21 protein-coding genes are annotated in these 23,577 nt (G+C 72.5%); 3 read left to right on the top strand and 18 right to left on the bottom strand.

What is annotated here, in order from left to right; all coding sequences use genetic code 11:
- Positions 1 to 43: 43 nt before the first annotated feature.
- The 3 genes from ACH4SL_RS25435 to ACH4SL_RS25425 form a co-directional block, all read right to left on the bottom strand.
- Positions 44 to 703: a vitamin K epoxide reductase family protein gene (locus ACH4SL_RS25435; protein ID WP_398449392.1), complete on the bottom strand. Its 660-nt coding sequence runs from the start codon at positions 701 to 703 to the stop codon at positions 44 to 46.
- A gap of 102 nt (positions 704 to 805) precedes the next feature.
- Positions 806 to 2,068, bottom strand: coding sequence for a histidine--tRNA ligase (gene hisS / locus ACH4SL_RS25430; protein ID WP_398449390.1), 1,263 nt, complete (start codon positions 2,066 to 2,068; stop codon positions 806 to 808).
- Positions 2,069 to 2,079: 11 nt separating this feature from the next.
- On the bottom strand, positions 2,080 to 2,793 hold the full coding sequence (locus ACH4SL_RS25425) for an MBL fold metallo-hydrolase (protein ID WP_398449387.1): 714 nt from the start codon (positions 2,791 to 2,793) through the stop codon (positions 2,080 to 2,082).
- A gap of 362 nt (positions 2,794 to 3,155) precedes the next feature.
- Here ACH4SL_RS25425 and ACH4SL_RS25420 point away from each other — a divergent pair, with 362 nt between their 5' ends.
- Both ACH4SL_RS25420 and ACH4SL_RS25415 read left to right on the top strand, forming a co-directional pair.
- Positions 3,156 to 4,010, top strand: coding sequence for a peptidylprolyl isomerase (locus tag ACH4SL_RS25420; RefSeq protein ID WP_398449385.1), 855 nt, complete (start codon positions 3,156 to 3,158; stop codon positions 4,008 to 4,010).
- A gap of 171 nt (positions 4,011 to 4,181) precedes the next feature.
- Positions 4,182 to 5,411 (top strand): DUF349 domain-containing protein, encoded by a 1,230-nt coding sequence (locus ACH4SL_RS25415; protein WP_398449383.1) that lies wholly within the window; start codon positions 4,182 to 4,184, stop codon positions 5,409 to 5,411.
- A 113-nt stretch (positions 5,412 to 5,524) separates the two neighbouring features.
- On the opposite strand, the gene ACH4SL_RS25410 is transcribed toward ACH4SL_RS25415, so the two are convergent.
- The 15 genes from ACH4SL_RS25410 to pgsA all read right to left on the bottom strand — a co-directional run bounded on the left by ACH4SL_RS25410 (position 5,525) and on the right by pgsA (position 20,876).
- Positions 5,525 to 7,984: a RelA/SpoT family protein gene (locus ACH4SL_RS25410; protein ID WP_398449381.1), complete on the bottom strand. Its 2,460-nt coding sequence runs from the start codon at positions 7,982 to 7,984 to the stop codon at positions 5,525 to 5,527.
- Between the two features lie 111 nt (positions 7,985 to 8,095).
- Positions 8,096 to 8,656: an adenine phosphoribosyltransferase gene (locus ACH4SL_RS25405; RefSeq protein WP_398449379.1), complete on the bottom strand. Its 561-nt coding sequence runs from the start codon at positions 8,654 to 8,656 to the stop codon at positions 8,096 to 8,098.
- 173 nt (positions 8,657 to 8,829) lie between these two features.
- Positions 8,830 to 10,017 carry a protein translocase subunit SecF gene (gene secF / locus ACH4SL_RS25400; protein ID WP_398449377.1) on the bottom strand — a complete coding sequence of 396 codons (1,188 nt, stop codon included), beginning with the start codon at positions 10,015 to 10,017 and terminating at the stop codon, positions 8,830 to 8,832.
- The gene (secD, locus tag ACH4SL_RS25395) at positions 10,017 to 11,786 is read right to left on the bottom strand and encodes a protein translocase subunit SecD (RefSeq protein ID WP_398449375.1); all 1,770 of its coding nucleotides are present in this window, start codon (positions 11,784 to 11,786) and stop codon (positions 10,017 to 10,019) included. Before secD ends, secF begins: the two co-directional genes overlap by 1 nt.
- Positions 11,787 to 11,864: 78 nt before the next feature.
- The gene (gene yajC / locus ACH4SL_RS25390) at positions 11,865 to 12,344 is read right to left on the bottom strand and encodes a preprotein translocase subunit YajC (RefSeq protein ID WP_398449373.1); all 480 of its coding nucleotides are present in this window, start codon (positions 12,342 to 12,344) and stop codon (positions 11,865 to 11,867) included.
- 159 nt (positions 12,345 to 12,503) lie between these two features.
- Positions 12,504 to 13,613 (bottom strand): Holliday junction branch migration DNA helicase RuvB, encoded by a 1,110-nt coding sequence (gene ruvB, locus ACH4SL_RS25385; protein WP_398449371.1) that lies wholly within the window; start codon positions 13,611 to 13,613, stop codon positions 12,504 to 12,506.
- Between the two features lie 79 nt (positions 13,614 to 13,692).
- Positions 13,693 to 14,301, bottom strand: a complete 609-nt coding sequence (ruvA, locus tag ACH4SL_RS25380; RefSeq protein ID WP_398449369.1) for a Holliday junction branch migration protein RuvA — start codon at positions 14,299 to 14,301, stop codon at positions 13,693 to 13,695.
- The gene (gene ruvC, locus ACH4SL_RS25375; RefSeq protein WP_398449367.1) at positions 14,298 to 14,921 is read right to left on the bottom strand and encodes a crossover junction endodeoxyribonuclease RuvC; all 624 of its coding nucleotides are present in this window, start codon (positions 14,919 to 14,921) and stop codon (positions 14,298 to 14,300) included. Before ruvC ends, ruvA begins: the two co-directional genes overlap by 4 nt.
- 136 nt (positions 14,922 to 15,057) lie before the next feature.
- Positions 15,058 to 15,810: a YebC/PmpR family DNA-binding transcriptional regulator gene (locus ACH4SL_RS25370; protein ID WP_398449365.1), complete on the bottom strand. Its 753-nt coding sequence runs from the start codon at positions 15,808 to 15,810 to the stop codon at positions 15,058 to 15,060.
- Between the two features lie 64 nt (positions 15,811 to 15,874).
- Positions 15,875 to 16,465, bottom strand: a complete 591-nt coding sequence (gene pdxT / locus ACH4SL_RS25365) for a pyridoxal 5'-phosphate synthase glutaminase subunit PdxT (protein WP_398449363.1) — start codon at positions 16,463 to 16,465, stop codon at positions 15,875 to 15,877.
- 6 nt (positions 16,466 to 16,471) lie between these two features.
- On the bottom strand, positions 16,472 to 17,383 hold the full coding sequence (gene pdxS, locus ACH4SL_RS25360) for a pyridoxal 5'-phosphate synthase lyase subunit PdxS (protein ID WP_398449361.1): 912 nt from the start codon (positions 17,381 to 17,383) through the stop codon (positions 16,472 to 16,474).
- 145 nt (positions 17,384 to 17,528) lie between these two features.
- Positions 17,529 to 18,080 (bottom strand): hypothetical protein, encoded by a 552-nt coding sequence (locus tag ACH4SL_RS25355; protein ID WP_398449359.1) that lies wholly within the window; start codon positions 18,078 to 18,080, stop codon positions 17,529 to 17,531.
- 11 nt (positions 18,081 to 18,091) lie between these two features.
- Complete coding sequence (locus tag ACH4SL_RS25350; RefSeq protein ID WP_398449357.1) at positions 18,092 to 19,252, bottom strand: glycosyltransferase family 4 protein; 1,161 nt, start codon at positions 19,250 to 19,252, stop codon at positions 18,092 to 18,094.
- The gene (locus ACH4SL_RS25345) at positions 19,249 to 20,208 is read right to left on the bottom strand and encodes a phosphatidylinositol mannoside acyltransferase (protein WP_398449355.1); all 960 of its coding nucleotides are present in this window, start codon (positions 20,206 to 20,208) and stop codon (positions 19,249 to 19,251) included. Before ACH4SL_RS25345 ends, ACH4SL_RS25350 begins: the two co-directional genes overlap by 4 nt.
- Positions 20,205 to 20,876, bottom strand: a complete 672-nt coding sequence (gene pgsA, locus ACH4SL_RS25340; protein ID WP_398449353.1) for a phosphatidylinositol phosphate synthase — start codon at positions 20,874 to 20,876, stop codon at positions 20,205 to 20,207. The genes ACH4SL_RS25345 and pgsA overlap by 4 nt, the downstream gene beginning before the upstream one ends.
- Before the next feature lie 362 nt (positions 20,877 to 21,238).
- Here pgsA and ACH4SL_RS25335 point away from each other — a divergent pair, with 362 nt between their 5' ends.
- Entirely contained in the window at positions 21,239 to 23,455 is a 2,217-nt protein-coding gene (locus ACH4SL_RS25335; RefSeq protein WP_398449351.1) for an elongation factor G-like protein EF-G2, read from the top strand.
- The last annotated feature ends 122 nt before the right edge of the window (positions 23,456 to 23,577 follow it).

Raw genomic sequence — 23,577 nt, 5'->3', positions numbered from 1 at the left:
CACGGCACTGACAGCCGCGGTCCCCAGCCCGCCGGGACCACGATCAGATGACGGTCTTCCAGTAGTACCAGAAGTGCACCAGGATCAGCATCGCGATGACGCCGTACCACAGCACCGGCACGACCCAGTGGAATTCCAGCACCAGCGCCTTCGCCTTGGCCGGCACCTTGTACAGGCCGTGCTTGATGTTGTGCACCGCCGTGTACCAGAAGGTGGCGATGGTCACGATCCAGGCCAGGCAGCACCACAGGCAGATGGCGTTGATGTTGTAGATCGTCTGGTACTGGAGCCAGCTGATGAAGCACACGCCGAACAGCCCGCCGGCCTGCAGCCCGTACCAGAACCACGCCTTGTAGCGGGCGCCCGCGAACATGCCCACGGCCAGGGTGATCAGCACCGGGAAGGCCACCAGGCCGATGATCGGGTTCTGGAAGCCGAAGACGTGCGCCTGGTCGCTCTCCATCACGCTGCCGCAGGAGATGATCGGGTTGAGGCTGCACCCCGGGGTGTACGTCTTGCCCTCGACCTTGGCCTGGAGCAGCTTGAACTTGTCGTCGGTGATGACGAACGAGGCCAGCAGGCCCAGCGCGCCGCAGATCAGCAGCAGCCAGGTGAACGCCTTGCCCGCGACGATGCCTTCGCTTGCCGGGCGTGGTGCGCTCTCTCCGGAGGTACGCGTCTCGTCCAGGGCGGAAGTCGTCATGGTCGCCGATCTCTCAGGTCCGTGGGGGCGGGCACACTCATTGTGCACCAGGGCGGTCAGGAGGGAATAAGCCTGAGCCGCCCTGGTACACGAAGGAGCGGTTTACGCCAGCCTCTCCTTGACCGCGGCGGCGATCGCGTCGAGCGGCACCGCGACCTGCTCGCCGCTCTCCAGGTCCTTGAGCTGGGCCACCCCCTCGGCGAGATCCCGGTCGCCCGCGACGAGCGCGAAGCGGGCGCCGGAGCGGTTGGCCGACTTCATGGCGTTCTTCACACCCTTGCCGCCGTAGGCGAAGTCCGCGGCGACGCCTTCCCTGCGCAGCTGCGTCACCGCGCCGAAGAGCACCCGCCGGGCCTCCTCGCCGAGCGGCACCGCGTAGACGTCCGTCGCCCGGGGCAGCGGCAGTTCGACGCCCTCGGCGCGCAGCGCGAGGACCGTGCGGTCCACGCCGAGCGCCCAGCCGACGGACGGCAACGCGGGGCCGCCGAGCATCTCCGACAGGCCGTCGTAGCGCCCGCCGCCGCCGACCGCGGACTGCGAGCCGAGCGCGTCGTGCACGAACTCGAAGGTGGTGCGGGTGTAGTAGTCCAGGCCGCGCACCAGCCGCGGGTCGTCCTCGTAGGCCACTCCCGCCGCGTCCAGCAGCTCGCGGACCTGCTCGTGGTAGGCCTTGCACGCCTCGCACAGGTGGTCGGAGATCTTCGGGGCGCCGGTGAGCTGCCGCTGCACGGACTCGCGCTTGTCGTCCAGCACCCGCAGCGGGTTGATCTCGATCCGGCGGCGGGTGTCCTCGTCCAGGTCCAGGCCGCGCAGGAAGTCCTGGAGCGCGGCGCGGTAGACGGGGCGGCACTCGCGGTCGCCGAGCGAGTTCAGCAGCAGCCGGACCTCGCGCAGGCCGAGCGCCCGGTAGGCGTCCGTGGCCAGGATGATCAGCTCGGCGTCCAGCATCGGGTCCTCGGCGCCGATCGCCTCGGCCCCGACCTGCGAAAAGTGCCGGTAGCGCCCGGCCTGCGGGCGCTCGTAGCGGTAGTAGGAGCCCGAGTACCAGAGCTTGACCGGCAGGTTGCCCGCCTTGTGCAGGTTGGCCTCCAGCGCCGCGCGCAGCACCGAGGCGGTGCCCTCGGGGCGCAGCGCCAGCTCCGTGCCGCCCTTGGTGGTGAGGGTGTACATCTCCTTGGTCACGATGTCGGTGGACTCGCCGACACCGCGGGAGAACAGCTCCACGTGCTCGAAGCCGGGGGTCTCGACGTAGCCGTAGCCGGCCCGGCGGGCCGGCGCCGCGATGGCCTCGCGCACCGCGAGGTAGACCGCGGAGTCCGGCGGCAGCAGGTCGTAGGTGCCCTTGGGTGCCTGGATGGTGCTCACGTCAGCAGTCGTCACAATCCTCGTCGGGGAGCCGCCGGGTCGGGTGCTCCCTGGCCGCGGGCCACCTCGCCCAGGTAGGGGTTGGTGGCGCGCTCGCGGCCGATGGTCGTCTGGGGGCCGTGCCCCGACAGCACCACGGTGGAGTCGTCGAGCGGCAGGCACACGCGGGCCAGCGACTCGTACAGCTCGGGCGTGGAGCCCCCGGGCAGGTCGGTGCGTCCGACGGAGCCGGCGAACAGCAGGTCGCCGGAGAACAGCACGGACGGGACGTCCGCGGCCTCCGGCACCCGGTAGGTCACCGACCCCTTGGTATGGCCGGGCGCGTGCGCGACGGAGAACTCCAGGCCGGCCAGTGACAGCGTGCCGCCGTCCGCCAGCTCCCGCAGGTCGTCCGGCTCGCCGATGGTCAGCTCCCCCATCAGGGGCGCGCCGATGGTCTCGCCGAGCGCCTTCTCCGGGTCGGTGAGCATGTAGCGGTCCGCGGGGTGCAGGTAGGCCGGTACGCCGTGCGCGCCGCACACCGGGACGACCGAGGCGACATGGTCGATGTGGCCGTGGCTGAGGACGACGGCAACGGGCTTGAGGCGGTGTCTGGCGAGCATGTCCTCGACGCCCTGGGCCGCGAGGTGGCCCGGGTCGATGATCACGCACTCCTCGCCGGCGGCGGGGGCGACCACGTAGCAGTTGGTCCCCCAGGCCCCGGCGGGGAACCCGGCAATGAGCACGTTCGTCCTTCTGTCGTCCGCGGGCGGTGTCGGCAGCTCACGAGCCTACCGGCGAGAACATCGCGGTCGCGAACGCGTATCGGGCGTGCATCGGCGTGTTTGCGGACTGGACTCGACACGCCGCGGGACGCGAAGATCTGCGGACACACCCTCGTAAGGGTTCGCGCCCGCGCTGCGGACTCACAGCAAAAGCACAGCTCACACGGCCTGCGGCAGAATGCTTCCGCGGACCGGGGCACGCCCCAGCAGATACACAGCAAACCGCACCAGACTTACCCAGACAGACCCCAGACAGACGCAGAGCACACACGCGTACACGAGGCGGCCGGCATGGTCCGGCCCAGCGACCGGGAGCAGGCGAAGTGGTCACCAAGGATCAGCGGCGGCGGCAGCTCGCCCGGGAGAAGTTCGAGCGGCAGCAGAATCGCCGGGTGGATCACCAGCGCAAGTCGCGCCGGCGCAACGCGGGAATCGCGGCGGTCGTGGTGGTCGCCCTCGCGGGCGCCGGCGGGGCGTGGGCGGCGGGGGCCTTCGACGGCAGCTCGAAGAAGAAGGACGACGCCGCGGGCGCGTCCAGCACGCCGAGCGCGTCGGGCAGCGCGGCCGCGGCACCCACCGCGGCGGCCGACCCGTGCAAGAAGCCCGCGGCGGGCAACCCGGGCACGGCGAGCTGGAAGTCGAAGCCGAAGATGGCGATCGACAAGGGCGCGAAGTACACCTTCACGCTCGACACCACGTGCGGCGCGATGCCGATCGCGCTGGACGCGGCGAAGGCGCCGGAGACGGTGAACTCCTTCAAGTTCCTCGCCGACCAGGGCTTCTTCGACCACACCCGCTGCCACCGGCTCACCACCGCGGGCATCTACGTGCTCCAGTGCGGCGACCCGACGGCCTCCGGCAGCGGCGGCCCCGGCTACTCGCTCCCGGACGAGAACCTGACGGCGTTCGGCAAGGCCGACGCGACCGGCGCGGTCACGTACCCGGCCGGCACCGTGGCGATGGCCAACAGCGGCCCGAACACCGGCGGGAGCCAGTTCTTCCTCGTCTACAAGGACAGCCCGCTGCAGCCCAACTACACTCCGTTCGGCACCCTGAGCGCCGACGGACTCAAGGTGCTGAACAAGATCGCCGGCGCCGGTGAGAACAGCGGCGGGCAGGGCGACGGGGCGCCGAACGCCACCGTCGTCATCAACAAGGCGACCGTCGGCAAATCCTGATTCCCGCCGCATCGGATGCGGACAGCCGGGGCGATGGTCGCCTATGTTGGCGTTGGACCGGTCCGTGCGCACAGCCCGGCCGGAGATGCACCCGGGGATTGCGCCGGGGGAGACACTGTGGACGATGCCGTCGAGCCGCCACCCGGCCGGGCATCACGTGGAGGAGGCGCTGTGAGCAGCGACCCGTGGGGCCGCGTCGATGAGACGGGGACCGTGTACGTGCGTACGGCCGACGGGGAGAAGGAGGTCGGTTCGTGGCAGGCGGGCTCCCCCGCGGAGGCCCTCGCCTACTTCGAGCGCAAGTACGAGGGGCTCGTCGTGGAGATCGGCCTCCTGGAACGCCGGGTGCAGACCACGGACCTCGCGCCCAAGGACGCGCTGGCCGCGATCGAGCACCTGCGGGCGGCCGTGGACGAGGGGCACGCCGTCGGCGACCTGGCGGCGCTGGCCGGCCGGCTGGACGCGCTCGTCGCGCTGGTCGACTCGCGGCGCGAGGAGCGCCGCGCGGCCAAGGCCAAGCAGAGCGAGGAGGCCAGGTCCGCCAAGGAGCAACTGGTCACCGAGGCCGAGCAGTTGGCGGAGAGCGAGCAGTGGCGCACCGCGGGTGAGCGGCTGCGGGCGCTGGTCGACACGTGGAAGGGCCTGCCCCGGCTGGACCGCAAGAGCGACGACGAGCTGTGGCACCGCTTCAGCCACGCGCGGTCGGTGTTCTCCAAGCGCCGCAAGGCGCACTTCGCGTCCCTGGACGCGCAGCGCGAGCAGGCCCGGCGCACCAAGGAGAAGCTGGTCACCGAGGCGCTGTCGCTGTCGGACTCCACCGACTGGGGGCCGACCGCGGCCCGTTACCGCGAGCTGATGACCGAGTGGAAGGCCGCGGGCCGTGCGCAGCGCGAGGCCGAGGACGACCTGTGGAATCGTTTCCGCGGGGCGCAGGACGTCTTCTTCGCCGCCCGTTCCGAGGTCTTCGCCGAGCGGGACGGCGAGCAGCGCGACAACCTGGCGGCCAAGGAGCAGCTGGTCGTCGAGGCCGAGAAGCTGCTGCCGGTGACCGACCTGAAGGCGGCCCGCGCCGCCTTCCGGACGATCAACGAGCGCTGGGAGGGCATCGGCCATGTGCCGCGCGACGCCCGGCCGCGGATCGAGTCCCGGATGCACGCCGTCGAGCGGGCGCTCGCGGAGTCCGAGGACGCCGAGTGGCGGCGTACCAACCCCGAGGTGCGGGCCCGCGCCCAGGGGCTGACCGGCCAGCTGCAGGCGGCGGTGGACAAGCTGCGCGGCCAGATCGACACGGCGCGCGCGGCGGGCAACACCGCCAAGGCCGACAAGCTCGCGGCCGAGCTGGAGGGCCGCCAGGCGCTGCTGGACCAGGCGCTCAAGGGCCTCCAGGAGTTCGGCGGCTGACCGCCCGGCCCGTCGTACGGAACGAAGCGGCTCCCGGTGCCCCGCGGCACCGGGAGCCGCTTTTCGCTGCCCGGGGCCCGCAGCGGCGCTCAGCGCCCCGCTGCGGGCCTGCGCTACCGCTGGCGACCCGAGGTGACCCGGTAGACGTCGTAGACGCCCTCGACGCCGCGTACGGCCTTCAGGACGTGCCCGAGGTGCTTGGGGTCGCCCATCTCGAACGTGAAGCGCGAGGTCGCCACCCGGTCCCGGGAGGTCTGCACGGCCGCCGACAGGATGTTGACGTGCTGGTCGGACAGCACCCGGGTGACGTCCGACAGCAGCCGGGAGCGGTCCAGCGCCTCGACCTGGATCGCGACCAGGAAGACCGACGACTGGGTGGGCGCCCACTCGACGTCGATGATCCGCTCCGGCTGCTGCGACAGCGAGTCGACGTTGACGCAGTCGGCGCGGTGCACCGACACCCCGTTGCCGCGCGTGACGAAGCCGATGATCGGGTCGCCGGGCACCGGGGTGCAGCAGCGCGACAGCTTGACCCACACGTCGCTGGTGCCCTTGACGACCACGCCGGGGTCGGCGACGCCCCGCCGCTTGCCGCGTCCGGTCTGCGGCGGGGCGGTGATCTCCTCGACGTCCTCGGTCGCGCCCTCCTCGCCGCCGAGCGCGTCGACGAGCTTCTGCACCACCGACTGGGCGGTGATGTGGCCCTCGCCGATCGCGGCGTACAGCGCGGAGATGTCGGGGTAGCGCATCTCGTGCGCCAGCGTGACGAGCGAGTCGCCGGTGAGCACCCGCTGGATCGGCAGGTTCTGCTTGCGCATGGCGCGCGCGATGGCGTCCTTGCCGTGCTCGACGGCCTCCTCGCGGCGCTCCTTGGAGAACCACGCGCGGATCTTGTTGCGCGCCCGGGGCGACTTGACGAAGCCCAGCCAGTCGCGCGAGGGGCCCGCGCCGGCCGCCTTGGAGGTGAAGACCTCGACCAGGTCGCCGTTGTCGAGCGTCGACTCCAGCGGCACCAGCCGCCCGTTGACCCGGGCGCCTATGGTGCGGTGGCCGACCTCGGTGTGCACCGCGTACGCGAAGTCCACCGGGGTGGCGCCCGCGGGCAGCGCTATCACGTCGCCCTTGGGCGTGAAGACGAAGACCTCGCTCTGCGACAGGTCGAAGCGCAGCGACTCCAGGAACTCGCCCGGGTCCTCCGTCTCCTTCTGCCAGTCCAGCAGCTGGCGCAGCCACGCCATGTCGTTGACCGCGTCGTCCTTCTTGTCCGAGCGCGGGCTGTCGGTGCGGACCTTGGACGCGCCGGCCACCGCGTCCTGCTTGTACTTCCAGTGCGCGGCGATGCCGTACTCGGCGCGGCGGTGCATGTCGAAGGTGCGGATCTGCAGCTCGACGGGCTTGCCGCTGGGGCCGATCACGGTGGTGTGCAGCGACTGGTACATATTGAACTTCGGCATCGCGATGTAGTCCTTGAACCGGCCGGGGACCGGATTCCACCGCGCGTGGATCGTGCCGAGCGCCGCGTAGCAGTCGCGGACGGTGTCGACCAGGACCCGGATGCCGACCAGGTCGTAGATCTCCGCGAAGTCCCGCCCGCGGACGATCATCTTCTGGTAGACGCTGTAGTAGTGCTTGGGCCGGCCGGTGACGGTGGCCTTGATACGGGCCGCGCGCAGGTCCTGCTGCACCTGGTCGGTGACGATCGCCAGGTACTCGTCGCGCTTGGGCGCGCGCTCGGCGACCAGCCGCACGATCTCGTCGTACATCTTGGGGTAGAGGATGGCGAAGGCCAGGTCCTCCAGCTCCCACTTGATGGTGTTCATGCCCAGCCGGTGCGCCAGCGGGGCGTAGATCTCCAGCGTCTCGCGGGCCTTCTTCTCCTGCTTGTCCCGCTTGAGGTAGCGCATCGTGCGCATGTTGTGCAGCCGGTCGGCGAGCTTGATCACCAGGACCCGCGGGTCCTTGGCCATCGCCACGACCATCTTGCGGACGGTCTCGGCCTGCGCGGCCTCGCCGAACTTGACCTTGTCCAGCTTGGTGACGCCGTCCACCAGCAGCGCGACCTGGTCGCCGAAGTCGCGGCGCAGCTGGTCCAGGCCGTACTCGGTGTCCTCGACGGTGTCGTGCAGCAGCCCGGCCATCAGGGTGGCCGGGTCCATGCCCAGCTCGGCCAGGATGGTCGTCACGGCGAGCGGGTGGGTGATGTACGGGTCGCCGCTCTTGCGCTTCTGGCCGCGGTGCCAGCGCTCGGCGACCTGGTAGGCGGCCTCGATCTGCCGCAGCTGGGCGGTGTCGCCCTTGGGGTCGTTGCCCCGCACGACCCGCAGCAGCGGTTCGAGCACGGGGTTGTACGGGCTGGAGCGCTGCACGCCGAGCCGGGCCAGCCGCGCGCGCACCCGGCTGGAGGAGGCGCCGGGGCGGGTCGGCGCCACACTGCCCGGGGTGCGGACCGGCCGGACGGCGGGCGGCGCCGGCTTCGGCGCGGGCTCGGCTGGGGTGTGCGCGGGCGCGTCCGAGCCGCGCGGGGCCGGTTCCGTACCGCCCGCGCCGCCGAGGGGCTGGGCCTTGTCTGGCAAGTGCACTCCTCACGCGCGGTAGAAATCCCATGGTATCGACCTGCGCCGGCACCCGGGCGTGCGCGGTGCCCGGGCGCCCCCCGCCGCGCCACCAGGCCGTGACAGGCCGCGTCAGACGGTGATCAGCACGTCCAGCGGCGCTCCGCCGAGGACGGGGAGCAGGCGCTCGCGCCCCCCGAGGAAGCTCAGCTCCAGCATGACCGTGAGGCCCGCCACCGTCGCGCCGGCCCGGCGGATCAGCTCCACGGCGGCCTCCGCGGTGCCGCCGGTGGCCAGCACGTCGTCGATCACCAGCACCCGGTCGTCCGCGGTGAAGGCGTCGGTGTGCACCTCGATCTCGGCGGTGCCGTACTCCAGCTGGTACGCCTGCCCGTGCACCGTGCCGGGCAGCTTGCCCGCCTTGCGCACCGGTACGAAGCCGACCCCGGCCCGTACCGCCGCGGGCGCCGCCAGGATGAAGCCGCGCGCCTCCAGCCCGACGACCTTGGTGGCGCCGTGCCGGACGCACAGCTCCGCGAGCGCCTCGACGAGCGCGCCGAAGGCCCCGGGATCGGCCAGCAGGGGGGTGATGTCCTTGAACATCACACCGGGCTCCGGGTAGTCCGGGACGTCCCTGATGTGGGCGAGCAGCAGCTCGCGCAGCTCGGCGGACGGGGTCTCCGTGGTGGTCATCAGGGTGTTCCTCGGCTCTTCTCGGTCGTCGGGGCAGCAGGTGGGGGCGGGGTGCGGACGCGCGGGCCGCTGCGGCCGTGCGCGCCCCATTGTCCCCCGCCGGACGTGCGGAAGCCGCCCGGCCGTGGCGACCGGGCGGCTTCCGCGAGGTGTGTGCGGTGCGGTGCGCGGCGTCAGCGCCGCCGGCCGGACGGGCGGCCCCGTCCGCCGCGGCCGTTGCCGCGGCTGCCCGGCTGGGTGCGCGGGCGCGTACCGCTCTGGGCGCGCGGGGAGACGACTCCGGCGCCCGCCGTGGCGGTGGCCTCGTCCCCGTCGTCGTCGCCGTCGGAGACCTCGTCGGCCGGCTCCTCCGGGTCCTCACCGCGGGCCTCGGCCTCCTTGGCCTTGGCCGCGTCCGCCTTGCGCTTGGCCAGCACCCGCTTGCGCAGCGACTTCATCTGCGGCTCGCTCTCCTTCAGCTCCGCCACGATCGGGGTGGCGATGAAGATCGAGGAGTACGCACCGGCGGTGAGGCCGACGAAGAGGGCGAGCGCGATGTCGTTGAGCACACCGGCGCCGAGCAGGCCGCCGCCGATGAAGAGCAGCGCGGCGACCGGCAGCAGCGCGACCACGGTGGTGTTGATCGACCGCACCAGCGTGCCGTTGAGGCTGCGGTTGGCCAGCTCGCTGTAGGTCCGCTGGTTCTGCTTGGTGATGTCCTTGGTGGCTTCCTTCAGACCGTCGAAGACGACGACGGTGTCGTAGAGGGAGTAACCGAGGATCGTGAGCAGACCGATGACCGTACCCGGCGTGACCTCGAAGCCGACGATCGCGTACACACCGGTGGTGATCGTCAGGTCGTGCAGCAGGGCGACGAGTGCCGCGATGGCCATGCGCCACTCGAAGGCGATCGCCAGGTAGATGACCACCAGCACCAGGAAGATGATCAGGCCCTGGAGGGCCTTCTTGGAGATCTCCTTGCCCCAGCTCGGGCCGACGATCTCGGCGTCGAGCTTCGACTTGTCGATCTTCAGGTCGTCGGCGATCTTCTGCTGGATGTCCTTGGAGGTCTGCGTCGAGATGTCGCTGACCTGGATGCGCATCCCGCCGTTGCCGAGCTTCTGGATCGTCGCCGGGTGACCGGCGGTGTCGCCCTCGATCCGGTCGTGCACCTGCGAGGTCGACATCGAGATCTTCGGCGTGGTGAAGACCGCGCCGCCCTTGAACTCGATACCGAGCTTGAGGCCGTTCACCACCAGGCCGACGATCGCGACGACCGTGATCAGGATGGAGACGCCGTACCAGATCTTCCGCTTGCCGACGAAGTCGTAACTGACCTCGCCCCGGTGCAGCCGGTGACCGAGAGTGCCGAGCTTGGACATCAGGCTTCCTTCGTCTCGGTGCTGTGGGTACGGCGGACACGGCGCAGCGGCGCCTTGACTCCGAGGCTCTTGAGGTTGAGCCCGGACCACTTGTGGCCGTCCGCGAAGAACTTGCGGCGGGCCAGGATCGTCATCAGCGGCTTGGTGAAGAGGAAGACCACCGCGACGTCGAGCAGCGTCGTCAGACCCAGCGTGAAGGCGAAGCCGCGGACCTTGCCGACGGTCACGACGTAGAGCACCGCCGCGGCCAGGAAGGACACGAAGTCGGACACCAGGATGGTGCGCCGGGCTCGCGGCCAGCCGCGGGCGACCGCGGGCTGCAGCGACCGGCCCTCACGCAGCTCGTCCCTTATGCGTTCGAAGAACACGATGAAGGAGTCGGCGGTGATACCGATGGCGACGATCGCACCGGCGACGGCCGGCAGGTTCAGCGCGAAGCCGATGGCCCGGCCGAGCAGGCACATGATCGTGTACGTCAGGCCCGCGGAGACCATGAGGCTCGCGATGGCGACCAGGCTCAGCCCGCGGTAGTAGGCGAACATGTAGAGCACGACGAGCGCCAGGCCGACCGCGCCGGCGATCAGGCCGCCGTGCAGCTGCTCGCCACCGAGGGCGGCGGAGACCGTGGTCTTGTCGGAGATGTCGAACGCCAGCGGCAGCGAACCGTACTTGAGCACGTTCGCCAGGTCCTGGGCCTCCGACTGCTTGAAGGAGCCGGAGATCTGCGCGCTGCCGCCGGGCAGCGCCTGGCTGACCGAGGGGGCGGACTGGACGTTGCCGTCCAGCACGATCGCGAAGCGGTTGTTCGGGGCCTGCTGGCTGGACAGGTTGCTGGTCACCGAGGTGAACTGGCCGGCGCCCTTGGAGTCGAACGTCAGGTTGACGACCCAGCCGTTGCCCTGCTGGGTGTCGAAGGCCGCGTTCGCGCCGGAGATGCGCTTGCCGTCGATCAGGGACGGGCCGAGCACGTACTTCTGCCAGACACCACCCTCGTCACCGCAGGCGACGACCTTCTTGGCCGGGTCGCCGGCGGCCTCCTGGGCGGCGGCGCGCTGCTTGGCGTTGGTGCAGTCGAGCGCGGCGTACGTCGCCTGGAGGTCGGCGGGGACGCTGGTGTCGGTGGCGGTGTCGCCGCTCGCGGCACCCGTGTCGTCGGTGGCCGACGGGGAGGGCAGCGGGGTGGGCGCCTTGTCGACCGAGGACGTCAGGGCGCCGCTGACCGCGCGGCCCTGCGCGGAGGAGCTGGCCGTGGGGCTGCTCGTCGCGCTGCCGGTGGCCTTGGGGGTCGCCGTGCCGCTGGCGCCGGGAGACGGGGTGGAGCTGCCCGAGGCGCTCGGGGTCGGAGTCTCGGCCGGTGCGGGGGCGCCCGCGCCCGCCGCGAGCACCTGGCGGAAGTACATCTTCGCCGTGGTGTTGACCTGCTTCTCCGCCTGGTCGGCGTTGGTGCCCTTCGGGATGTTGACGATGATGTTCTTCGATCCCTCGGTCTGCACCTCCGCCTCGGAGACACCCAGGCCGTTGACCCGGTTGCTGATGATGTTGACCGCGGTGTTCATGTTCGCCTTGTTCACCGCATCGCCCTGGCCGCCACGAGCGGTCAGGGTGATGCTCACACCACCGGCGAGGTCGATGCCCAGCCGGGGTGTGCGGTCACCGGTGAGGAAGATCCCACCGGTCAGCGCCACCAGGGCGATGAGGATCACGGCCAGAGCGCGCCCGGGGTATCCCTGGCTCCCCGAGGGCCTGCGGCCCTTCTTGGCTGCTGCCACCTTCTTGTGTCTCCCTGTCCTACCGCACCGGGGCCTGCGCGCCCGCGGACGGTGACGAGTGTTGCGCGAACATGACCCTTACTTGGCGGGGCCCGACCCGCCCGCCTCCGGCTCGTCCTCGGTCTTCTTCAGCTCCACGCGATCCCCGTCGGCAGCCGTGACGTCGGCGTCGGCGTGCGCGCCGTCCTGCGCGGTGTCCTCCGCGCCGTCGGCGTCGGCAATGTCGGTGGCGTCGGTACCGTCGGCGTCCGCGGTGTCGTCGTCGAGCTCATCGGGCTCGATGCCGTGCACGATGCGGTTGAACTCCTGCTCGCTGAGCACGGCGGAGATGGCGCCCTTGGTGAAGTGCGCGTGCACGCCGTCGGTCAGCTCCAGCAGGACCGTCTCCTGGTTGACCTCCTTCACCACGGCGTACATGCCGCCGATGGTGCGGATCCCGGCACCGGGCTCCATCTTCTCCCGCATTTCGAGGACCTGGCGCTGCTTGCTCTTGGCGGACCTCGTCATCAGCAGCATGCCGCCGAACGCGACGATCAGGATGAGGATCAGGGGATTCACGGTCTGACGTTCCTTCGCACGGCCAACGGTGCTGGCCTGGGTTTCGGGATGTGAGTGCCGCTCCGGAGGAAGGGCGTCGGCGGAGTCTAAGCGCTGGCTCGCCGCTGGAACAACGCCAAGCATGGCACTGGGGTTCCTGAACGGACGAGCCGAGCCGGGTCACGGCCCGAACAGCCCGGTCTGTCCCGGTCCGTTTCCTGCGCCCTGCCCCCCGATGGCTTGCGGGGGTACGAGGCCCAGGTGCGCCCATGCGGCAGCGGTCGCCACCCTGCCCCGCGGGGTGCGGGCCAGCAGCCCCTCCCTGACGAGGAAGGGCTCGGCGACCTCCTCAACAGTCTCACGCTCCTCCCCCACAGCGACAGCAAGTGTGGACAAACCCACAGGACCGCCGCCAAAAAGGGACAGCAGGGCATGAAGCACCGCACGGTCCAGCCGGTCCAGGCCGCGCGCGTCCACCTCGTAGACCTCCAGCGCCGCGGCGGCCGTCGCCCGGTCGACCACGCCGTCCGCCCTGACCTGCGCGTAGTCCCGCACCCGGCGCAGCAGCCGGTTGGCGATACGCGGGGTGCCCCGGGAGCGGCCGGCGATCTCCGCGGCGCCGGCCGGGTCGATCGTGACGTCCAGCAGGCCGGCCGAACGGTGGATCACCCTTTCGAGCTCGGCGGGGGCGTAGAACTCCATGTGCCCGGTGAAGCCGAAGCGGTCGCGCAGCGGCGGCGGCAGCAGCCCGGCCCTGGTGGTCGCGCCGACCAGGGTGAAGGGCGGGAGCTCCAGCGGGATCGCGGTGGCGCCCGGACCCTTGCCGACGATCACGTCGACCCGGAAGTCCTCCATCGCCATGTACAGCATCTCCTCGGCGGGCCGGGACATGCGGTGGATCTCGTCGAGGAAGAGGACCTCCCCCTCGGTGAGCGACGACAGGATCGAGGCGAGATCGCCCGCGTGCTGGATGGCGGGGCCCGAGGTGATCCTGATCGGGACGCCCATCTCGGCGGCGATGATCATGGACAGGGTGGTCTTGCCGAGGCCGGGCGCGCCGGAGAGCAGGACGTGGTCGGCGGTGCCGCCGCGCTTGCGGGCCGCCTGCAGGACCAGGCCGAGCTGCTCGCGGACCCGCTCCTGGCCGACGAACTCGCCCAGGTCCCGGGGCCGCAGGGCGGCCTCGACGGCCTGGTCGTCGCCGTCGGCCGCGGCTGCCACCAGCCGGTCGGCGAAGGCGTCGGCGGCGCGGTCGGGGCCGGCAGCTTCGTCGGCGGCGTCCCAGTTCATGAGTGTGGTCTCTCGGGTCTCTCGGCTCGGGCGGTCTCGGCGTGCGGTCTTCGCGGGTGCGGTCTTCGCGGGCGGGTCTTCAGCGGGTGCGGTTGAGGGACTGGAGCGCGCTGCGCAGCAGCGCCCCCACGTTGGGCTCGGCCGCCGCCTCGGCCTGCGGGGTGACGGCGGCGACCGCCTCGTCCGCCTCGCGCGCCGCGTAGCCGAGGCCCAGCAGCGCGGCGTGCAGCTGGTCGTTCCACGCGGCGGGCCCGGCGGCGACGACGGGCGCCGCGCCGGTGCCGACCGGGGCGCCGAGCCGGTCCTTCAGTTCGAGCAGCAGCCGCTGCGCCCCCTTCTTCCCGATGCCGGGCACGGCGGTGAGCGCCTTCTCGTCGCCCGCGGCGACCGCGGTCCGCAGCGCGTCGGGAGCGTGCACGGCCAGCATCGTCTGGGCCAGCCGCGGGCCGACCCCGCTGACGGTCTGGAGCAGCTCGAAGACCTGCCGCTCGTCGTCGTCCGCGAAGCCGTAGAGGGTGAGGGAGTCCTCCCGGACGACCAGCGAGGTGGCCAGCCGGGCGGGGGTGCCGAGGCGCAGCCCGGCGAGGGTCCCCGGCGCGCACTGCACGGCCAGGCCGACCCCGCCGACCTCGATCACGGCGGCGTCGGGCGCGAGCGCGGCGACCTGGCCGCTGACGAAGGCGATCACGTGGCGGACTCCCGGTTGCGTACGGCGTCGGTGCTTGCGGCGGACCTGCGGGGGCGGCCGGCGGCGGCGCGGGCGGCGACCGCGGCAGGGGGGCGTACGCCGGCGGCGGCGGCCTGCCCGGCGGCGGCGCGGAGCAGCCGGTCGGTGGCCGGGCCGCGCCAGATGTGGCAGATGGCCAGGGCCAGCGCGTCCGCCGCGTCCGCCGGTTTCGGCGGTGCGTCCAGCCGCAGCAGCCGGGTGACCATCGCTCCGACCTGGGCCTTGTCGGCGCGGCCGCTGCCGGTGACGGCGGCCTTGACCTCACTGGGGGTGTGCAGGTGGACGGGCAGGCCGCGGCGGGCGGCGCACAGGATCGCGACCGCGCTGGCCTGCGCGGTGCCCATCACCGTCCGCACGTTGTGCTGGCTGAAGACGCGCTCCACGGCGACGGCGTCCGGCCCGTACTCGTCGAGCCAGGCCTCTATCCCCTGCTCGACCAGCACCAGCCGCTCGCCGACCGGTGCGTCCGCCGGGGTCCGTACGACACCGACGCCGGCCATCGCCAGCCGGCGGCCCGCGGTGCCGTCGACCACGCCGATACCGCACCGGGTGAGCCCCGGGTCCACGCCGAGCACCCGCACCGCCGCCCCCTTCCCTCGCACACTCGTCCGCTCGCCCACTCGTTCCCGCAGGCTATCGGTTCGCACCGACAACAAAGGGCGGGCCGGGCAGGTGTGTTCCCGCCCGGCCCGCCCGCTGCCCGTCGTCCGCGTCGCGTCAGGCGTCGACGGACTCCATGACCTCGTCCGAGACGTCGAAGTTCGCGAAGACGTTCTGCACGTCGTCGCTGTCCTCCAGCGCGTCGATCAGCTTGAAGATCTTGCGGGCGCCGTCCTCGTCCAGCTCCACCTGCATGGTGGGCAGGAAGTTGGCGTCCGCCGAGTCGTAGTCGATGCCGGCTTCCTGGAGGGCCTTGCGGACCGGCACCAGGTCGGTGGCCTCGCTGATCACCTCGAAGGACTCGCCGAGGTCGTTGACCTCCTCGGCGCCCGCGTCCAGGACCGCGCCGAGCACGTCGTCCTCGCCCAGCTCGCCCTTGGGGACGATGACCACGCCCTTGCGGTTGAACAGGTACGACACCGAGCCCGGGTCGGCCATGGAGCCGCCGTTGCGGGTCATGGCCACCCGGACGTCGGAGGCCGCGCGGTTGCGGTTGTCGGTCAGGCACTCGATCAGGACGGCGACGCCGTTCGGCCCGTAGCCCTCGTACATGATCGTCTGGTAGTCGGCGCCGCCGGCCTCCAGACCCGCACCGCGCTTGACCGCGCTGTCGATGTTCTTGTTCGGGACGGAGCTCTTCTTCGCCTTCTGGATGGCGTCGAAGAGGGTCGGATTGCCGTCCGGGTCCGCGCCACCGGTCCGGGCCGCGACCTCGATGTTCTTGATCAGCTTCGCGAAGAGCTTGCCGCGCTTGGCATCGATCACGGCCTTCTTGTGCTTCGTCGTAGCCCATTTAGAGTGGCCGGACATCCGACAGTCTCCTTCGCGTCACCCATTGCTGTTCTTCGGCTCGGTCGATCCTACCGGGATCGGATCACCCCGCGGCGCGCACTGCGGACACGAAGAGTTCGTGCACCCGGTGGTCGCCGGTCAGCTCCGGGTGGAAGGACGTGGCCAGCACGTTCCCCTGCCGGACGGCCACGATGTGGCCCCGGTGCTCGGCGAGCACCTCGGTGCTCGCGCCGACCGACTCGACCCAGGGGGCCCGGATGAAGACGCCCTCGACCGGCCCGCCGGGGATCTCCGCCATCTCGACGGAGGCCTCGAAGGACTCGTTCTGCCGCCCGAAGGCGTTGCGGCGCACGATCATGTCGATGCCGCCGAAGGTCTCCTGACCGGACCTGGGGTCGAGGATCTTGTCGGCGAGCATGATCAGCCCGGCGCACGTGCCGTAGACCGGCAGGCCGTCGCGTATCGCCGCGCGCAGCGGCTCCATCAAACCGAAGAGCACGGCCAGCTTGGAGATGGTGGTGGACTCGCCGCCGGGTATGACCAGGCCGTCGAGCCCGGCCAGCTCCTCGGGGCGGCGGACCGGGCCGGCCGCGGCGTCCGCCGCGGCCAGCGCCGCAAGGTGTTCGCGTACGTCGCCCTGGAGGGCGAGCACGCCGATGGTGGGCCGGCTCATCGGTGCTTACCAGCCGCGCTTGGCGTACTGCTCGGACTCCGGCAGCGTGTCGATGTTGATGCCGACCATGGCCTCGCCGAGGTTGCGCGAGGAGTCCGCGATGACCTTGGGGTCGTCGAAGAAGGTGGTCGCGCGGACGATCGCGGCGGCGCGCTTGGCCGGGTCGCCGGACTTGAAGATGCCCGAACCGACGAAGACGCCCTCGGCGCCGAGCTGGCGCATCAGGGCGGCGTCGGCGGGGGTGGCCACGCCGCCGGCGGAGAACAGCACGACGGGCAGCTTGCCCAGCTCCGCGACCTCCTTGACCAGCTCGTACGGCGCGCGCAGCTCCTTCGCGGCGGCGTACAGCTCGTGGTTGTCCAGCGCCTTGAGGCGGCCGATCTCGCCGCGGATCTGGCGCAGGTGGCGGACCGCCTCGACGACGTTGCCGGTGCCGGCCTCGCCCTTGGAGCGGATCATGGCCGCGCCCTCGGCGATACGCCGCAGGGCCTCGCCGAGGTTGGTGGCGCCGCACACGAAGGGGGTGGTGAAGGACCACTTGTCGGAGTGGTTGACCTCGTCGGCCGGGGTCAGCACCTCGGACTCGTCGATGTAGTCCACGCCGAGCGACTGCAGCACCTGCGCCTCGACGAAGTGGCCGATGCGGGACTTGGCCATCACCGGGATGGAGACGGCGCCGATGATGCCCTCGATCATGTCGGGGTCGGACATCCGGGCCACACCGCCCTGCGCGCGGATGTCGGCCGGAACGCGCTCCAGCGCCATGACGGCGACGGCGCCGGCGTCCTCGGCGATCTTGGCCTGCTCCGGGGTGACGACGTCCATGATCACGCCGCCCTTGAGCTGCTCGGCCATACCCCGCTTGACGCGCGCGGTGCCGGTCTCGGGGGTGCTGGCGGTGGACGGTGTGGTGGACACGGTGACCTCACTCACTGATGACGGTGACTGGTTGGCAAACCCCACCCATGCTCCGGCGCGGCGCCGCGGCCTGGAAAGGGCCAATTCGCCTCGGGTGGCTCCCGCCGCAGGTCACCGGTGGTGCCACCGGCCCCACGGGCACCTTCTACGGTACGCCCGCGCCCTCGGTGGTCAGCGGTGCGGGGGGCTCGTCGTCCATCTCGAAGGCCAGCGGGAAGGGCGCGTGCCCGGCCAGCCGCAGCCAGCGCACGACGCGGTGCTCGCGGACGGCGCGGGCGGCGCGCACCGCGTCGTTGTGGAAGCGGCGGGCCATCGGCACCCGGCGCACCGCCTGCGTCAGCTCGCCGACCGCCGCGGTGCCGCCGGGCGCGGCGCGCACCTCGCCGACCGCGTCGGTGTCCGGGAAGACCGCCCGCAGCGCCTGGCTCAGCTCGCTCTCGGCCACTTCGCGCTGCTCGGGTTCGGCCTGCCGGGCGGCGTGCGCGGACTCGTACAGCACGATCGAGGCCGCCGGGTCCAGGACGCCCGCGGTCGCCAGCTCCTGGGCGACCGAGGCGCGCCGCAGCAGCTGCGCGTCCAGCGCGGCGCGGGCGGCGTCGATACGGGCGTGCAGCCGGTCCAGGCGCCCCGCGGTCCAGCTCAGGTAGAGGCCGACGGCGACGAGCGCCACCGCGATCCAGATGATGGTGGTGGTCACGGGCGGCAAGGCTACCGGCGCGTCGGGCCGAAGATGCCGCGCAGCCGGGTGCGTTCGTCGGTCGCGACGCGCGCGGCGCCGTCGGCGACGGTCTCGTAGACGGCGAGGATCTCCGCGCCCACCTCGGACCAGTCGAAGCGCCGCACGTGCGCCCGGCCGCGCTCGCTCAGCGCGGCGCGCCGCTGCGGGTCGGCGAGCAGCCGCAGCGCGGCCTCGGCGAGCGCGTCGGCGTCCTCGTTGCCGAACAGCTCGCCCGCGGTGCCCTGCGCGAGGACCTGCGCGAAGGCGTCCAGGTCGCTGGCCAGCACGGGGGCGCCGGCCGACATCGCCTCGACGAGGATGATGCCGAAGGACTCGCCGCCGGTGTTGGGCGCCACGTACAGGTCGACGCTGCGCAGCAGCCGGGCCTTGTCCTCGTCGCTGACCATGCCGAGGAATTCGACCTGGCCGCGCAGGTGCTCCGGGAGCGTGGCGACGGCCTCCTCGGCGTCGCCGCGTCCGGCGACCAGCAGCCGGGTCTGCGGGCGGGCCGCGAGGATCGCGGGCAGCGCCCGCATGAGCACCGGCAGGCCCTTGCGGGGCTCGTCGATGCGGCCCATGAAGCCGATGGTGTCGCCCTGCCACTCCGGGCGCGGCTCGGCGCGCGCGAAGAAGCCGACGTCGACGCCGTTGGGGATGACGACCGCGTCGCCGCCCAGGTGCTCGACGAGGGTGCGCCGGGCGTACTCGCTCACCGCGATGCGCGCCCGGATCTTCTCCAGCGCCGGCTGGAGGATCGGGTAGGCGGCGATCATCGCGCGCGAGCGGGGGTTGGAGGTGTGGAAGGTCGCCACGATCGGGCCCTGCGCGGCCCAGCACGCGAGCAGCCCCAGCGACGGCGAGCTGGGTTCGTGGATGTGGACGACGTCGAAGCCGCCGTCGTGCAGCCAGCGGCGGACCCGGGCGGCGGACAGGAAGCCGAAGTTCAGCCGGGCCACCGACCCGTTGTACGGGACGGGGACGGCGCGCCCGGCGGAGACGACGTACGGCGGCAGCGGCGTCTCGTCGTCGGCGGGCGCGAGGACGGACACGTGGTGGCCGAGCCCCGTCAGGTGCTCGGCGAGGTCGCGGATGTGGAACTGGACGCCGCCGGGGACGTCCCAGGAGTACGGGCAGACGATCCCGATCCTCACGCGGTCCCCGTTCCCTCGTCCGTTCCGGCCGTGCGGGTCCGCGGCTCCAGGTCGTCGAGCCACAGCCGCTGGAGCATGTGCCAGTCCTGCGGGTGCGCGGCGATACCGGCTGCGAAGGTGTCGGCGAGCGACTGCGTCATGGCCGCGGTGCGCTGCGCGCGGGTGCCCTCCGCGGGCACCCTGACCGGCGGGTGCACGGTGCCCTGGAGCACCGGCGACGCGTCGTACCAGAGGGTGACCGGCAGCAGCAGCGCGCCGGTGTGCTGGGCGAGCAGCGCGGGGCCGGCGGGCATGCGGGTCTTCGCGCCGAAGAAGTCGACCTCGACGCCGGAGGAGGACAGGTCGCGGTCGGCGACCAGGCACACCAGGCCGCCGTCGCGCAGCCGCCGGGCGAGCGTGCCGAAGGCGCTGCCCCCGGTGTGCGGCAGCACCTCCATGCCCAGGCCCTCGCGGTAGGCGACGAAGCGGTCGTAGAGCGTCTCGGGCTTGAGGCGTTCGGCGACGGTCGTGAAGGGCGTCTCCAGCTTGGTGGTGACCCAGGCGCCCGCCAGGTCCCAGTTGGCCATGTGCGGCAGCGCCAGGATGACGCCCTTGCCCGCGGCCATGCCGCCCGTCAGGTAGTGCACGTCGGAGGGCGCGAAGCCGCCGCGGATGCGGTCCTTGCTCCAGGCCGGCAGCCGGAAGGACTCCATCCAGTAGCGCAGGTACGAGCGCATCCCGGCGCGGGACAGCTCGCGCAGCGCCTCCTGGCCGGCGTCCGGCACGATCCGGGAGAGGTTGGCCTCCAGCCGCTGCACGCCCTTGCCGCGCCGGCGCCACGCGGCGTCGGCGACGGTACGGCCCAGCGCCCGCGCCGCGGGTTCCGGCAGCGTCCTGACCGCGGCCCAGCCCGCCCCGTACAGGCCGTCGACGGCCTTCCCCCGGAACGCGGCACCGCGGGGGGTGCCCCCCGTCATCCGCCGCTCCCCTGGCCGGCCGTCGCGGCGGCGGCCGCGTCCGCCTCCGCCGACTCGCGGCGGACCGTCACGACACGCTGGACGAGCGTGACGAGGCTGCCGACGGCGACGACCCACAGCGCGATCGGCAGCAGGTACTGGATGCCGGGCACCCCGAAGGTGCGGTGGAAGCCGGACAGGCCGCACAGCACGAGGGTGATGACCAGCCGCTCGGAACGCTCGACCAGGCCGTTGACGTTGACCGGCAGCCCGATCGCCTCGCCGCGCGCCTTGGTGTACGACACCACCTGGCCGCTGGCGAGGCAGAAGATCGTGACGGCGCACAGCACCAGGTCGTCGCCCTTGCCCGCGTACCACATGGCCAGGCCGCCGAAGACCGCGCCGTCCGCGACGCGGTCCAGGGTGGAGTCCAGGAAGGCGCCCCAGCGGCTGGAGCGGCCCATCTGGCGTGCCATGTTCCCGTCGACCAGGTCGGAGAAGACGAAGAGCGTGATCACGACCGTGCCCCAGAAGAACTGCCCCATGGGGTAGAACACCAGCGCGCCGGCGACGACGCCGGCGGTGCCGACCAGCGTCACCGTGTCCGGGGTCACCCCCTTGCGCAGCAGAAACGCGGCGAACGGCGTGAGAACACGCGTGAAGAAAGCACGCGCGTACTTGTTCAGCATGGCCTTCCCGACAGGTCGGAGAACGTGAGCGCGGCGGCCGTACGTGAGCCGGCCGCCTGCGGTGGCGGTCCGTGGTCCGCCGCCGGATGGCCCATCGTAGCCAGCCGCCGCAGGGCCGATGCGCCAGGCACCGCCGTGAGCGCCGCCCGCCCCTGCCGCGGCCGGGCCGGGAGGGTCCGCGGTGACCGGCACCCGTACGACATATGGACGCCGTCCGACCGCCGTGGGAAGGTCGAAAGACCGCGGGCGTCGCCTCCAGGCCGCCTCGGACGAGTACACGCGGTCGTGACGCGGTGTCCCGGAGCGCGCCCCCGTGGCGAGGGCGCGGACCCCACGCGGGCAGGACCGGGAGGCGAGTGCACATGGGTGCAGCCGACAGGAACGGACAGCCAGGGGCCGCCGGAAGGGCACCGGCGGCCGACCGCCCCGAGAAGGTGCGCAACGTGGTGCTGGTCGGCCACACCGGAGCGGGCAAGACGACGCTGGTGGAGGCGCTGGCGCTGACCACCGGCGCGGTGAACCGGGCGGGCCGGGTGGAGGACGGCGGCTCGGTCTCCGACCACGACGAGATCGAGCAGCGGCAGCAGCGGTCGGTGCAGCTGTCGCTGGTGCCGGTCGAATGGGACGGCATCAAGGTCAACGTACTGGACACCCCCGGCTACGCCGACTTCGTCGGGGAGCTGCGGGCCGGTCTGCGGGCGGCGGACGCGGCCCTCTTCGTCGTCTCGGCGGCGCAGGACGGCGAGGGCGTGGGCGGTGCGACGCGGATGGTGTGGGAGGAGTGCGCGGCCGTCGGGATGCCGCGGGCGGTGGTGGTGACGCACCTGGAGTCGGCGCGGGCCGGCTTCGAGGAGACCGCCGCGCAGGTCGCCCGCGAGCTGGGCGGCGACGACCCGGACGCGGTGCTGCCGCTCTACCTCCCCGTGCACGGGGAGGCGGGCCCCGACGGGCACGCCCCGGTGACGGGCCTGGCCGGGCTGCTGACGCGGCGGGTGTACGACTACTCCTCCGGCGAGCGCGCGGAGCAGGAGCCGCCGGAGGATCTGCTGCCGCTGCTGGCGGAGTCCCGCGACCGGCTGATCGAGGGGATCATCGCCGAGAGCGAGGACGAGACGCTCATGGACCGCTACCTGGGCGGCGAGGACATCGACGTCGGCACGCTGATCGCCGACCTGGAGCGCGCGGTCGCCCGCGGCACCTTCCACCCGGTGCTCGCCGCGGCCCCCGCCGCCGAGGGCGCCCGGCAGGGGCTGGGCACCGTCGAGCTGCTGGAGCTGGTCACCGGGGGCTTCCCGACGCCGCTGGAGCGCGCGGTGCCGCCGGTGGCGGCGCTGGACGGCGGGCGCGCCACGCTGGCCTGCGACCCGGAGGGGCCGCTGGCCGCCGAGGTCGTCAAGACGTCGTCCGACCCGTACGTGGGGCGGCTCAGCCTGGTGCGGGTCTTCTCCGGGACGCTGCGGCCCGACGACACCGTGCACGTGTCCGGGCACGGCATGGCCGGGCGCGGCCACGAGGACCACGACGTGGACGAGCGGGTCGGGGCCCTGACCTCGCCGTTCGGCAAGCACCTGCGCCCGGTGCCGTCCGCGGCGGCCGGCGACCTGGTGTGCGTGGCGAAGCTGGCGCGCGCGGAGACCGGCGACACGCTCTCGGCGAAGGACCGGCCGCTGCTGATGGAGCCCTGGCAGATGCCCGACCCGCTGCTGCCCGTCGCGATCGAGGCGCACAGCAAGGCCGACGAGGACAAGCTCTCGCAGGGCCTGTCCCGGCTGGTCGCCGAGGACCCGACGATGCGGCTGGAGCACAACCGGGCGACCGGGCAGGTCGTGCTGTGGTGCCTGGGCGAGGCGCACGCCGACGTGGCCCTGGAGCGGCTGCGCGGCCGCTACGGCGTGCAGGTCGACGCGGTGCCCTACCGGGTGCCGCTGCGCGAGACGTTCGGCCGGCCGGCCGCCGCGCGCGGGCGGCACGTCAAGCAGTCCGGCGGGCACGGGCAGTTCGCGATCTGCGAGATCGAGGTGGAGCCGCTGCCCGCGGGCTCGGGCATCGAGTTCGTGGACAAGGTCGTCGGCGGGGCGGTGCCGCGGCAGTTCGTGACGTCGGTGGAGAAGGGCGTGCGCGCGCAGGCCGCCCGCGGGGTCGCGATGGGCTTCCCGGTCGTCGACATCCGCGTCACCCTCGCGGACGGCAAGGCGCACTCCGTCGACTCCTCCGACGCCGCCTTCCAGACCGCGGGCGCGCTGGCGCTGCGGGAGGCCGCCGCGGAGTGCCGGATCGACCTGCTGGAGCCGGTCTCCGAGGTCGGGGTGCTGGTGCCGGACGCGTACGTCGGCCCGGTGATGGGCGACCTGTCGGCCCGCCGCGGGCGGGTCCTCGGCACCGAACCGGCGGGGCCGGGACGCACCCTGGTACGGGCCGACGTGCCGGAGATCGAGATCGGCCGCTACGCGGTCGACCTGCGGTCGCTGTCGCACGGCACCGGGCGCTTCAGCCGCCACTACGCCCGGCACGAACCGATGCCGGCCGCGCTCGCGGCGAAGCTCCGCGAGCAGGAGGGGACGTCCGTCCCCGCGGGGTGACCCGCACTCAGCACCCGGCGTGCGCCGGAGCGTTGGGTCCCGCGTCGGGGCTTGCGGGCCCACCGCGGGCTGCCGCACCGGTAATCTGGTGACTGCTCCGAACGTGTGATGCGGGCTCCGGC

Source organism: Streptomyces sp. NPDC021020, assembly GCF_044333285.1.
GTDB lineage: Bacteria > Actinomycetota > Actinomycetes > Streptomycetales > Streptomycetaceae > Actinacidiphila.
The sequence above is the reverse complement of the archived record's forward strand: the minus strand, read 5'-3'. Positions and strand labels throughout refer to the sequence as shown.

What these genes read in the sequence shown, in the direction of transcription:
- ACH4SL_RS25435 (WP_398449392.1), bottom strand. Translation starts at nt 703, where the DNA reads ATGACGACTTCCGCCCTGGACGAGACGCGTACCTCCGGAGAGAGCGCA.
- ACH4SL_RS25405 (WP_398449379.1), bottom strand. Translation starts at nt 8,656, where the DNA reads ATGACCACCACGGAGACCCCGTCCGCCGAGCTGCGCGAGCTGCTGCTC.
- secF (WP_398449377.1), bottom strand. Translation starts at nt 10,017, where the DNA reads ATGTCCAAGCTCGGCACTCTCGGTCACCGGCTGCACCGGGGCGAGGTC.
- ruvB (WP_398449371.1), bottom strand. Translation starts at nt 13,613, where the DNA reads ATGAACTGGGACGCCGCCGACGAAGCTGCCGGCCCCGACCGCGCCGCC.
- ACH4SL_RS25370 (WP_398449365.1), bottom strand. Translation starts at nt 15,810, where the DNA reads ATGTCCGGCCACTCTAAATGGGCTACGACGAAGCACAAGAAGGCCGTG.
- pdxT (WP_398449363.1), bottom strand. Translation starts at nt 16,465, where the DNA reads ATGAGCCGGCCCACCATCGGCGTGCTCGCCCTCCAGGGCGACGTACGC.
- ACH4SL_RS25345 (WP_398449355.1), bottom strand. Translation starts at nt 20,208, where the DNA reads ATGACGGGGGGCACCCCCCGCGGTGCCGCGTTCCGGGGGAAGGCCGTC.
- pgsA (WP_398449353.1), bottom strand. Translation starts at nt 20,876, where the DNA reads ATGCTGAACAAGTACGCGCGTGCTTTCTTCACGCGTGTTCTCACGCCG.
- ACH4SL_RS25335 (WP_398449351.1), top strand. Translation starts at nt 21,239, where the DNA reads ATGGGTGCAGCCGACAGGAACGGACAGCCAGGGGCCGCCGGAAGGGCA.